Source organism: Parashewanella hymeniacidonis (genome assembly GCF_016900895.1).
In the GTDB taxonomy this organism is placed as follows: domain Bacteria; phylum Pseudomonadota; class Gammaproteobacteria; order Enterobacterales; family Shewanellaceae; genus Parashewanella; species Parashewanella hymeniacidonis.
The window spans coordinates 1-12,045 of sequence record NZ_JAFEUN010000028.1 but is presented as its reverse complement, the minus strand read 5'-3'; the positions used below and the strand labels follow the sequence as shown (position 1 = coordinate 12,045).

Sequence of the window (12,045 nt, the reverse complement as noted above, 5' to 3'; positions counted from 1 at the left end):
GTTAATGAAGTTGAAGCGTAAAGCCGCTTTATCGGCAGTAGCAGTGGGTGTATTAAGTGCATTGGGTACTGCTGTTGCAGCACCCGTCTATGAAATAAAGAACATAGAAAAAGTTCCCAATGATCCTAACAGTGAAGTTTGTAAGGATATAAAACCAGAAGATTGCTTTTATTATGATTTTGAAGGAGCAGGTAAAGGAACGCTCGATTCAACTCGAAACGGTTATGCACAAGGCGTTAATTCGAAAGATGAATTAGTGGGTATTGCTCTTGGCCGTAAAAAGTTAAACACAGAGGATGTTGACGATGAGTTTGTTGATGCTGATGACGGCATTGCACCATCGGAAGCAATTTCTTACAGTGTGAACTCCGAAATTATTGCCAATAATTATCCTTTTGTTGCAAGTGAAACATGGGTTCCTACTTTTGAATCGATTAATGGCGCTACAGCGCCTAAAGATTCAACTGATACTAATGCAGTAAACTCAGTTGATGCACAATATTTTGGCATCAATGAAGACGGCGTTAGAGTCGGTAACATGACCGCTGCAGAGAAAAAGCTTCCTTATGATGGTGATAATGCCGATCAAGAGTTTTGGTTTTATCGTGATTACGAACAAAGAGCGGTTGCTGTAAAAGATGGTCAACAAATTGATCTGGCGCCTCCTTATACATCGTACACTAACGATGAAGAAAAAACGGCCAACATTGGTGGTTTTTCAGGTGCTACAGCAATCAATAAAAATGGTTTAGTTGTTGGTTATGCTGGTATTGATATCTCTCAAAACAGTAAAAATAATCTAGATAACGATTGTTTAAATAAAGATGATCTATCAATACCGCTGGATATTTGTATTCAACAAGACCAGTTCCCAGATTCCAGAAATGTAAGAAGAATCAATTACCAAATTCGTGGTTATGTTTGGCAAATTAATTCCGACAATTCAGTAACTCCAGAGTCATTACCTTTAGGTTTTACACCTAACGATAGTGATAACTCTATTTATACGGCGCAGGCATTAGGTGTCAATGATGACGGCGTTGTAGTAGGTCGATCTTTTGTTGAGCGTGAGGGTAATAGTAACCGAAGACGCTACGATGCTGCTTTCTGGACGAAAAAAGATGATGGCTCATATGAGTATCACTGGATTCCTGTTCCAGATGTAAAAGATGATAGAGAATCGATTGCCTATGATATTAATAACAACGGTATTGCTGTAGGTTCATACTCCACTTTCTTTAGCACTCAAACTTCGCCAGTTGATAAATTCTTCTATTACGATACTAAGGCGGATAATGCAGAAGTCATTACTCCAGAAGATTTCACTGGCAAAGTATCAGACTTAAGAAGTCGCGGGCGTGCTATTAATGATGAAGGTCAGGTAGTTGGTTATACTGAAACATTAGATGACACCAGTACAACTCGCTCTAAAGTGGCTTTCTTATTTGATGAAAAATTAGAAGAGAATAATTTTTGGAATATCAATGAGTTGCTTACTTGTGGCTCAAAAGGTTATAAGCAATCTGATGGTGATTGGGTTAGAAATGAAGTAGAAGTGACAGATGGATCTGGCAAGTCATTATCTTATACCAACAAAATCACTGTTGTTGATGCCTCCGATATTAGCGAAGACGGAACAATTGTGGGAACTGCATTAATTCAACGTCCAGCGTATCAAGTAGATGTCAATGGCAACCCTATCGTCGATCCAGATACAAAAGAGCCACTGTTTGTTTTAGATGCTGATGGTAATCCTGTAACCAATGCAATACCTAGAATGGTTATTTTAAAACCTACTGGTGAGCAGATTAAAGACGATGAAGCTGAATCATTTAATGAAAAGTGTCCATATCAGACAAAAGATGCACAGTCAGGTACCAAATACGAGCGTAAAGGTGCGGCAATATTTGGCGGACTATTGGCATTGATTCCATTTGCATTTATCAGAAGAAGAAACAAAAAGTAGATTTTTTTCTTTTAACAAAAAACGCAGCTTAATCGCTGCGTTTTTTATGAAGCATAGTAAATAAGCTTACTGTTCTAGTGCATCCAAGAAACGTTCTGCATCAAGTGCGGCCATACAACCAGCGCCTGCAGAAGTAATCGCTTGACGATAATGTTGATCCATTACGTCACCACATGCAAATACACCTTTTACAGATGTTTGAGTCGCATTACCTTGCAAACCACTTTCAACTTTAATGTAACCATTATTCATTTCAAGTTGGTTCTCAAAGATTTGAGTGTTCGGCTTATGACCAATTGCGACAAAAACACCAGCAACGGCCAGATCTGAAATATCACCAGATTCAGTGCTTTTAAGTTTTAAGCCAGTAACACCCATTTGGTCACCAACAACTTCATCCATAGTCTGCTTCAGATGAAGAACAATATTACCAGATTCAACTTTTTTCATTAGTCTATCGGTAAGAATCTTCTCACTGCGGAAAGTATCACGACGATGGACTAAATGAACCTCAGAGGCAATATTACTTAAATAAAGCGCTTCTTCAACGGCAGTATTACCACCACCTATTACCGCAACCTTTTGGTTACGATAAAAGAAACCGTCACACGTTGCACAAGCTGAAACACCTTTGCCCATAAATTCTTGCTCAGAATCAAGGCCAAGGTACATCGCAGAAGCACCTGTCGCAAGAATTAGGGCGTCACATGTGTATTGACCTGAATCACCTTTTAAACGGAAAGGGCGCTCAGATAAATCAGTTTCATTGATATGATCAAAAATGATTTCAGTATTAAACTTTTCAGCATGCTTTTGCATACGCTCCATTAATGCTGGACCTGTAAGATCTTCTGCATCACCTGGCCAGTTTTCGACTTCAGTAGTCGTAGTTAATTGACCACCTTGTTGCATACCAGTAATCATTACAGGGTTTAAGTTAGCTCTAGCTGCATAAACTGCAGCAGTATAACCAGCAGGGCCTGAACCCAAGATCAAAAGCTTACAATGACGAGCTTCAGTCATTTTATTCTCCGTGCGTTAGCAAATTGCTGAGATTGTATGGAATTTAGATAGGGTGGTAAAGGTAAAAATTTCGATTGCCTTAATCGATTCTTTATAAAAAAAGGGAGGCAGCAGCCTCCCTTTGTAAATAATTCAATACGATTAGAACATTTGTTCAGCTGGTACGTAATCCATACCATGAGCTTCAGCAACTTCTTTAATGGTTACTTTACCGTGCATTACGTTAAGGCCATTTAATAAATGCTTATCTGATTGAAGTGCTTTCTTGTAACCCATCTTCGCTAACTTCATAATATAAGGCAGCGTTGCATTATTGAGTGCAAATGTAGATGTACGAGCTACTGCACCAGGCATATTAGCGACACAATAATGAACGACATCATCAACAATGTATGTTGGGTCTTGGTGGGTAGTTGCTTTTGAAGTTTCAGCACAACCGCCTTGGTCGATTGCAACATCCACAATAGCACTGCCAGGCTTCATGCGAGAGATATGATCACGGGTGACAAGTTTTGGTGCGGCTGCACCTGGAATAAGAACACCACCAATAACTAAGTCTGCTTCTAACACATGACGCTCAATAGCATCCGCTGTTGAGTATACCGCTTTAACTGTTGAACCGAATTGAACATTGATTCGACGAAGCGCATCAATGCTTCTATCTAAAATAGTAACGTCAGCACCCATACCTACAGCCATTTGTGCCGCATTACAACCAACCATGCCGCCACCAATAATAACGACTTTAGCAGGTTCAACACCTGGTACACCACCTAAAAGCATGCCGCGGCCACTCTTAGATTTTTCAAGCGCCATCGCACCTGCTTGAATAGACATACGTCCGGCAACTTCTGACATTGGCGCTAAAAGGGGGAGTGCACCACGATCATCTGTAACCGTTTCATACGCGATACATACAGCACCGCTATTAACTAAATCTTGAGTTTGAGGTAAATCTGGAGCTAAGTGTAAATAAGTAAATAAGATTTGATCTTCACGTAAACGAGCGCGCTCTACGGCTAATGGCTCTTTAACTTTAACGATCATTTCTGATTGTTTAAAAACGTCATCAGCCGTTTTTAAAATTTCTGCGCCTGCGTTGATATAATCTTGATCTGAAAATCCAATACCTTCACCAGCAGTCGTTTCAACAAATACAGAGTGACCATGTAAGGTTAGTTCACGTACACTTGATGGCACCATACCTACACGGTATTCATGGTTCTTAATTTCCTTAGGAACACCAATAATCATTTTTCAAGCCTCGAATTGCATAAAATCCCACTTTTTTAGGGGAATTGTTGTTATTTTAGTCATTCTGAGATGATTATCTCAGAGGGATTTAGTATAGTATCCATGTTGTAGTTTATGTTGCTAAACTTTGGATGCCTGCAGCATAAAACACCTTTTTTTATGGAAGCAATGGTTATAAATATGTCATATAATAAAAAGAGTCCTATAAAAGACTTGGATCGTATCGATAAAAACATACTTAATGAGCTTCAAATGGATGGCCGCATTTCTAATGTGGAACTATCTAAAAGAGTCGGACTAAGCCCTACCCCTTGTTTAGAACGTGTAAAAAGATTGGAGAAGCAAGGCTTTATTAATGGATATATAGCCCTAGTCAATCCGCATTATCTTGGTGCATCACTTCTAGTATTCGTAGAAATCACACTAAGGAAAGACAGCGCAGAAGTTTTTGAAGACTTCAATCGGGCTGTTCAGTTATTGGACGACATTCAAGAGTGCCACCTTGTATCAGGAGATTTCGATTACCTTTTAAAAACGCGTGTAGCAGATATGTCTGCTTACCGTAGATTATTGAGTGAAACATTACTTAAACTTCCGTCTGTTTCTGACACTCGTACCTATGTCGTTATGGAAGAAGTAAAACAGTCGAGTAGAATTGCAATTAATCCTACTATTGATTATTAAATATTCACACTAGACTTACCGAGGGAGCTAAATGCTCCCTTTTTTGTTTGTTTTTTTAATCTCCGAACCTCTAACACTGCACAATTCATCGTATTCTGGTATCTTTAACAACTGGATTTATTTTTTATTTTTTGGTCATAAGGCATATAGATTTGATGCAGGGAAACACCAAAACAAAATTAACAGGTGTGCAAAGACTTTTTGAAGGTGGACTCGTTTTATCTTGCATGTTTGCCACGCTTGTTTTAGTTGCACTCGCAAGTTTTAATCCTCTAGATTCTGGATGGAGCCAATCAAGCAGCGGCGAAAAGGTCACCAATGTAACAGGGCCTTTTGGTGCATGGATTGCTGATATTCTTTTGTATTTTTTCGGCTATGTTGCATTTTTTATCCCTATGATAATTGCAGCATCGGGCTGGATGTTGTTTAAGAGAGCGTATCGGCTTTTAGAAATCGATTACTTCACAGTTGCGCTAAGGCTTATCGGCTTTTTCCTGCTTCTTTTTAGTATCGCAACGTTAACCAGTTTAAACGCCGATGATATATATCAGTATTCCGCTGGAGGTTTAGTTGGTAACGTTATTGGCCATATTATGGTCAGTTACTTTAATGTCATTGGAACGACATTGCTTTTGTTATGTTTCTTAATCTCTGGCTTTACTTTATTAACTGGTATAAGCGTATTAACCGTCATTGAATGGATTGGTCACGGCTTGATAAGCGTATTTGATTTTCTCGTTAGCTTACCTGATAGATTTAATCGAAGTAGTAGCGATGCAGAACAAGAATCCAGTAGTTTTATGGCGCTAGTAGATCGTGTTAAACGTGCAAGAGAGAATAACAAAGATGATCAATTTGAAGAACTGGATGATGCTGAGACTATAGAAAAAGTTGAACCTGTTTTTGCATTTCAAAATAAAAGAGATGATGAACAGTTCGTTGAACTGGATAATCAGCAATTGGAAAACGCCCCTGTAAAGAAAGTAAAAACCAAACATGAAAAAGCGAAAGTGGTTGATGGAATCATCGTCATTCCTGGACAAGAAGATAAAGTTGCACCAAAAGATATGCCGCCGTTACCTGATATTTCTTTACTCGATGTGCCAAATCGTAAAAAGAATCCAATCAGCGAAGAAGAATTAGAACAAGTTGCACGTTTGGTTGAAATCAAGTTAGCCGATTTTAATATTGTTGCCAAAGTAGTAGGCGTATTTCCTGGTCCTGTGATTACTCGTTTTGAACTTGAATTAGCGCCGGGCATTAAAGCTTCAAAAATTACTAATTTAGCAAAAGATCTTGCTCGTTCATTACTTTCTGAAAGTGTTCGTGTGGTCGAAGTAATACCGGGTAAACCTTACGTTGGTATCGAATTGCCGAATAAATTCCGCGAAACCGTTTTCATGCGTGACGTGTTGGATTGCGCTGCTTTCGAAGAAAGTAAATCGACACTTTCAATGGTGTTAGGTCAAGATATTGCTGGTGAGCCTGTTGTCGTTGACTTAGGTAAAATGCCACATTTATTGGTTGCGGGTACTACAGGTTCTGGTAAATCTGTTGGTGTAAACGTGATGATCACCAGCTTACTTTACAAGTCAGGGCCTGATGACGTTCGCTTCATCATGATTGATCCGAAAATGCTTGAGCTTTCGGTTTATGAAGGCATTCCGCATCTTTTGTGTGATGTGGTTACCGATATGAAAGAAGCCGCGAATGCACTTCGTTGGTGCGTAGGCGAAATGGAACGACGTTACAAACTCATGTCAGCACTTGGCGTTCGCAACCTTAAAGGTTATAACGCCAAAGTGGCTAAAGCGAAAGCTGAAGGTGAGCCAATACTTGACCCTTTATGGAAACCAAACGAGGGTATGGATGATACAGCGCCCGAACTTGAAAAATCACCTTCAATCGTTGTAATCGTCGACGAATTTGCTGACATGATTATGATAGTCGGTAAAAAAGTCGAAGAGCTGATTGCCCGTATTGCACAAAAAGCACGTGCGGCTGGTATTCATTTAGTGTTGGCTACTCAGCGTCCGTCAGTAGATGTGATCACAGGTTTAATTAAAGCCAACGTACCAACGCGTATGGCGTTTCAGGTTTCATCAAGAGTCGATTCAAGAACCATTCTTGACCAGCAAGGTGCAGAAACACTGCTTGGTATGGGTGATATGCTGTATCTGCCACCGGGGACTTCAGTGCCAATGCGCGTTCATGGAGCATTTATTGATGATCATGAAGTTCATAAAGTCGTCGCAGATTGGAAGGCACGTGGTAAACCACAATATGTTGACGAAATTTTAAATGGATCGAGTGAAGGCGGCGAAGTGTTATTGCCGGGCGAATCATCCGAATCAGATGAAGATACTGATCCACTTTATGATGAAGCGGTCGCATTTGTAACAGAAACTCGTCGCGGTTCAATTTCAAGTGTACAACGTAAGTTTAAAATTGGTTATAACCGAGCTGCAAGAATTATTGAGTCAATGGAAGCAGCTGGAGTTGTGAGTTCTCAAGGTCATAATGGTAATCGAGAAGTGCTAGCACCACCGCCACCAAAATCGGATTTTTAAATGAATAAAAAAAATATTACCAGTTTCTGCTGCTCAGCTTTGATACTATCAGGAGCATTTTTTTCACACCAAAGTATGGCTAATGAAGCTGATCAATTGAAACAAAAATTAGCTAATGTGGCCTCTTTACATTCTACATTTAAGCAGACTGTTATTGATGTGAATAACAAAGTTATACAGCAAGGTGAGGGGACGTTTGCATTAGCGACGCCAAGTAAATTGTATTGGCACCTCACTCAGCCTGATGAATCTTTGATTGTCACTAAAGGCGATAATGTTTGGATTTATAATCCATTCGCAGAAGAAGTGACAGTCATGAATCTTGAGCAAGCGATCGCATCATCACCTATGACACTGTTAATTCATCGAGATGATAAAACATGGTCGAATTATGATGTGACTAAACATGGACATTGCTTTGATATTAAACCAAAAGCGATGGACGTAAATGTTTCAAAAGTAGAGTCTTGCTTTGATAATGATCAGCTCTCTAAGTTTGTGATTCATGATGCACAAGGTAATACCAGCACTTTTGATTTATCCGATCAAAGAACGTTAAAGACTAGCGAAAGTTCTTTATTCGATTTTACTCCACCTGAAGGCGTCGATATTGATGATCAACGTCAAACAAGTACTAAGCATTAGAGTAAAACGTGTCTAATTTATCCCTCGACTTTTCTCCAGATTTTCGTCCGTTGGCCGCCAGAATGCGGCCAGAAAAATTGGAGGAGTACATTGGTCAGTCTCATATCTTAGGTGAAGGAAAACCGCTTAGAAAATCCCTCGAAAACGGCAAAGCACATTCAATGTTGTTTTGGGGGCCTCCGGGTACAGGTAAAACCACACTGGCAGAGTTAATTGCTAATTACGCTAATGCCCATGTTGAGCGCATTTCTGCTGTTTCATCAGGTGTAAAAGAAATTCGAGCGGCGATTGAGCAAGCAAAATCAGTTGCACAATCTCGTAGCCAACAAACCTTATTGTTTGTCGACGAGGTACATCGATTCAACAAAAGCCAGCAAGATGCGTTTTTGCCTTACATCGAAGATGGTACTGTCATTTTTATAGGCGCAACCACTGAAAATCCGTCATTCGAAGTCAATAAGGCCTTGTTATCTAGGGCAAGAGTTTATTTGATAAACAAGCTCACTGAAGATGAAATTCAAGTGCTTTGTCAACGTGCATTAACCGATACCGACAAAGGTTTAGGCGGCAGAAACCTCGTTATGGACGATGATGTACTGCTCAAGCTGGCAAATCTGAGTGACGGTGATGGCAGAAGGGCACTCAATTTGCTCGAATTGATGGCAGACATGGTCGATGACGGTGACCCATTAACCTCAGAAATGCTGATTCAAGTCGCTGGTCATCAAATTGCCAGCTACGACAAAAAAGGCGATCAATTTTATGAGCTGATTTCAGCGGTTCATAAATCGGTGCGAGGCTCAGCACCTGACGCTGCTTTATATTGGTTTTGCCGAATTTTAGAGGGTGGTGGTGATCCACTTTATGTTGCGAGAAGATTATTAGCCATTGCATCGGAAGATATTGGTAATGCCGACCCAAATGCCATGACTGTTGCGTTAAATGCGTGGGACTGCTTTCATCGTGTAGGTCCTTACGAAGGTGAGCGGGCAATAGCACAAGCCGTACTTTATTTAGCAAGTGCCCCCAAAAGTAACTCGACTTATGTAGCATTTAAAGCTGCAAGAGCGTTAGCCAGAGAAGCAGGCGATCACGATGTGCCAATGCATTTACGTAATGCACCAACAACATTGATGGAAGAAATGGGCATGGGCAAAGAATACCGCTACGCTCATGACGAACCCAATCATTATGCGGCGGGTGAAAACTATTTCCCAGAAGCCTTGAAAGAAGCTGAATTTTATCACCCAACCGAGCACGGTTTCGAAAAACGCATTAAGCAAAAACTTGAGCAATTATCACAACTTGACCAAGCCAGTAAGGTAAAAAGATATGATTAATCTTGTTTACGTGGCATTAGGTGGTGCAGTTGGTGCAAGTTTACGCTATTTAATCTCATTATTTATGATTCAAGTGTTTGGAACTGGTTTTCCTTTTGGTACACTGCTCGTAAATATCATTGGCTCGTTTTTCATGGGAATTGTGTACGCCTTTGGCGAACACATGCATGAAAGCCATATTTTGAAAGCCTTTATTGGTGTTGGAATGTTAGGTGCGTTAACCACCTTTTCTACATTCTCTAACGAAACACTGTTGCTGTTTCAACGTGGAGAATGGATCCAAGCTTTTTTAAACGTATTGCTGAATGTCGGCATCTGCCTATTTATGGTGTATCTCGGTCAGCAGTTCATAATTTCTCGTATTTAACTAAAAGAAATCAATCATGTTAGATCCTAAATACCTTCGTAATGAAGTTGAACAAACTGCAGAAAGCTTAGCTAGCCGCGGTTATATTCTTGATGTTGCTCGAATCACTAAACTTGAAGAACAGCGTAAATCGCTTCAAGTTGAAACTGAAGAATTACAAGCGAAGCGTAACTCCATTTCGAAGTCCATTGGTCAAGCAAAAGCGAAAGGTGGAGACGTAGCACCAATCCTTGCTCAAGTGGGCGATTTAGGTGCACAGCTTGATGCTAAAAAAGCCGAACTGGCTAAGCTTTTAGAAGAGTTGCAAGACATTTCAATGAGCTTACCAAACTTACCTGATGAATCAGTGCCAGTTGGTAAAGACGAAGACGAAAACGTTGAAGCACGTCGTTGGGGTGAGCCAAAGTCATTTGATTTTGAGGTAAAAGATCATGTTGACTTAGGTGAAGCATTAGAAGGCTTAGACTTCAAAAACGCTGTTAAGCTAACTGGCTCACGTTTTATCGTAATGAAAGGCCAAATCGCTCGTATGCACCGTGCATTAGCGCAGTTAATGCTAGATACGCACACTGAACAGCATGGTTACACTGAAGCTTATGTGCCTTATTTGGTAAACAGTGACAGCTTACTGGGTACAGGTCAGTTACCTAAGTTTGGTGAAGACTTATTCCACACTCAGCCTGCTACTGAAGAAGGCCAAAGTTTAAGCTTAATTCCAACAGCAGAAGTACCGCTAACGAACTTAGCTCGTGACACAATTGTTGATGAGTCAGAGTTACCAATTAAGTTTACCGCTCATACGCCATGCTTCCGCAGTGAAGCGGGTTCATACGGTCGTGATACTCGTGGTCTTATTCGTCAGCATCAGTTTGACAAAGTTGAGCTTGTTCAACTCGTTCGCCCTGAAGATTCAATGCAAGCGCTTGAAGATTTAACGGGTCACGCTGAAAAGATTCTACAGCTGTTAGGTCTGCCATACCGTGTTATGACGTTATGTACTGGAGACATGGGCTTTGGTGCAACTAAGACCTTCGATTTAGAAGTGTGGTTGCCAGCACAAAATACTTACCGTGAGATTTCTTCTTGTTCTAACATGAAAGACTTCCAAGCGCGTCGTATGCAAGCACGTTTCCGTCGTCAAGGTGAGAAGAAGCCAGAACTTCTTCATACGTTGAATGGTTCAGGTTTGGCTGTAGGTCGTACTTTAGTCGCGATTCTTGAGAATTATCAGAATGCAGATGGTTCAATTACGGTTCCTGAAGCTCTACGTGGTTACATGGGTGGTGTAGAAAAGATTGGTTAATCTTTTTGGTGGAGCACCAGTTTATTAGGCTGGTGCTTTGTGTACTCCACGAAACAAATGTTGCTCTTGTTTTTATAAATATTTATAAATTAATACATCAACTTATAAATATTTATTGAATTAACTTCCCTGATCTCTTCTCTTAATAAATTGGCACGGGTTTACCTAGAAATTGACATCTAAGGTAGTGTTTAGATTGTGGGTTTTATACAAAAAATGTATAAATTAGATTAAAGTTCATTAATTATCTGTGCCTTTATGGCAATAGCAGTCTAAGAGATAATATAACTTACTAACAAGTAATTAAGGAATGAAATGACTCTCCTATCAGAAAATTTAGAAAAACTACAACTAGTTGCAAAAGAGCGAACAGTCAAAACGCAGACGATAGAATACGATCTAGAGACAATGGTAAAAAAAATCGATCGAAATGTAATAAAACTAAATCCTGAGTACCAGCGAAAGCATCGATGGAGTGTCGAAGCGTCCTCTAAATTAATCGAAAGCTTGATATTAAATATACCTATTCCATTTATCTATTTATCACAAGATATTGATGTTGACGAGGAATTGGAGGATGGAATCGCGAGGTATTCAGTAATTGACGGTCAACAACGTCTAACGGCTATTTTTGGTTTTTTTAAAAACTCGTATTCCTTAACTGATTTAGATGTTTTAAGTAATCTAAATGGGTGCAAGTACAATCAACTTCCTCCATTTTTAATCAGAAGATTAGAAGAGAGAAGTATAAGATGCCTGAGAATAGATTCTGGAACCCATCAAACATGGGTAACAAATTAAGAAGAAAAATCTGAGGAGAAAAGCTTTATTTTTGAGATAATAAGTCAACCACGACAACTATCAAAATAAAATGGCGATTCTGAACAAAACAC

At 39.8% G+C, this 12,045-nt stretch carries 9 protein-coding genes and 2 pseudogenes; 9 read left to right on the top strand and 2 right to left on the bottom strand.

Annotated features, from left to right (window positions below; translation table 11 throughout):
* Positions 1 to 4 precede the first annotated feature (4 nt).
* On the top strand, positions 5 to 1,966 hold the full coding sequence (locus JQC92_RS07610) for a DUF3466 family protein (protein WP_204999093.1): 1,962 nt from the start codon (positions 5 to 7) through the stop codon (positions 1,964 to 1,966).
* Between the two features lie 66 nt (positions 1,967 to 2,032).
* On the opposite strand, the gene trxB is transcribed toward JQC92_RS07610, so the two are convergent.
* Both trxB and ald read right to left on the bottom strand, forming a co-directional pair.
* Positions 2,033 to 2,989, bottom strand: a complete 957-nt coding sequence (trxB, locus tag JQC92_RS07605) for a thioredoxin-disulfide reductase (RefSeq protein WP_204999092.1) — start codon at positions 2,987 to 2,989, stop codon at positions 2,033 to 2,035.
* 141 nt (positions 2,990 to 3,130) lie between these two features.
* A complete protein-coding gene (ald, locus tag JQC92_RS07600; protein ID WP_204999091.1) occupies positions 3,131 to 4,243 on the bottom strand; it encodes an alanine dehydrogenase in 1,113 nt (370 codons plus the stop codon).
* A 180-nt stretch (positions 4,244 to 4,423) separates the two neighbouring features.
* On the opposite strand from ald, the gene lrp reads away from it, so the two are divergent.
* The 8 genes and pseudogenes from lrp (at position 4,424) to JQC92_RS07565 (ending at position 11,953) form a co-directional block, all read left to right on the top strand.
* The gene (lrp, locus tag JQC92_RS07595; RefSeq protein ID WP_129947710.1) at positions 4,424 to 4,927 is read left to right on the top strand and encodes a leucine-responsive transcriptional regulator Lrp; all 504 of its coding nucleotides are present in this window, start codon (positions 4,424 to 4,426) and stop codon (positions 4,925 to 4,927) included.
* A 155-nt stretch (positions 4,928 to 5,082) separates the two neighbouring features.
* Positions 5,083 to 5,574, top strand: a pseudogene (locus JQC92_RS23155) (DNA translocase FtsK 4TM domain-containing protein); the annotation flags it as partial.
* A 426-nt stretch (positions 5,575 to 6,000) separates the two neighbouring features.
* Positions 6,001 to 7,497, top strand: a pseudogene (locus JQC92_RS23150) (DNA translocase FtsK); the annotation flags it as partial.
* Positions 7,498 to 8,142: an outer membrane lipoprotein periplasmic chaperone LolA gene (lolA, locus tag JQC92_RS07585; RefSeq protein WP_204999089.1), complete on the top strand. Its 645-nt coding sequence runs from the start codon at positions 7,498 to 7,500 to the stop codon at positions 8,140 to 8,142.
* 8 nt (positions 8,143 to 8,150) lie between these two features.
* Positions 8,151 to 9,482, top strand: coding sequence for an AAA family ATPase (locus JQC92_RS07580; protein WP_204999088.1), 1,332 nt, complete (start codon positions 8,151 to 8,153; stop codon positions 9,480 to 9,482).
* Complete coding sequence (crcB, locus tag JQC92_RS07575) at positions 9,475 to 9,849, top strand: fluoride efflux transporter CrcB (RefSeq protein ID WP_204999087.1); 375 nt, start codon at positions 9,475 to 9,477, stop codon at positions 9,847 to 9,849. The genes JQC92_RS07580 and crcB overlap by 8 nt, the downstream gene beginning before the upstream one ends.
* Positions 9,850 to 9,865: 16 nt before the next feature.
* Entirely contained in the window at positions 9,866 to 11,152 is a 1,287-nt protein-coding gene (gene serS / locus JQC92_RS07570; protein WP_204999086.1) for a serine--tRNA ligase, read from the top strand.
* Between the two features lie 315 nt (positions 11,153 to 11,467).
* Positions 11,468 to 11,953, top strand: a complete 486-nt coding sequence (locus JQC92_RS07565; protein WP_204999085.1) for a DUF262 domain-containing protein — start codon at positions 11,468 to 11,470, stop codon at positions 11,951 to 11,953.
* Positions 11,954 to 12,045 lie beyond the last annotated feature (92 nt).

What these genes read in the sequence shown, in the direction of transcription:
- JQC92_RS07610 (WP_204999093.1), top strand. Translation starts at nt 5, where the DNA reads ATGAAGTTGAAGCGTAAAGCCGCTTTATCGGCAGTAGCAGTGGGTGTA.
- trxB (WP_204999092.1), bottom strand. Translation starts at nt 2,989, where the DNA reads ATGACTGAAGCTCGTCATTGTAAGCTTTTGATCTTGGGTTCAGGCCCT.
- ald (WP_204999091.1), bottom strand. Translation starts at nt 4,243, where the DNA reads ATGATTATTGGTGTTCCTAAGGAAATTAAGAACCATGAATACCGTGTA.
- lrp (WP_129947710.1), top strand. Translation starts at nt 4,424, where the DNA reads ATGTCATATAATAAAAAGAGTCCTATAAAAGACTTGGATCGTATCGAT.
- lolA (WP_204999089.1), top strand. Translation starts at nt 7,498, where the DNA reads ATGAATAAAAAAAATATTACCAGTTTCTGCTGCTCAGCTTTGATACTA.
- crcB (WP_204999087.1), top strand. Translation starts at nt 9,475, where the DNA reads ATGATTAATCTTGTTTACGTGGCATTAGGTGGTGCAGTTGGTGCAAGT.
- serS (WP_204999086.1), top strand. Translation starts at nt 9,866, where the DNA reads ATGTTAGATCCTAAATACCTTCGTAATGAAGTTGAACAAACTGCAGAA.
- JQC92_RS07565 (WP_204999085.1), top strand. Translation starts at nt 11,468, where the DNA reads ATGACTCTCCTATCAGAAAATTTAGAAAAACTACAACTAGTTGCAAAA.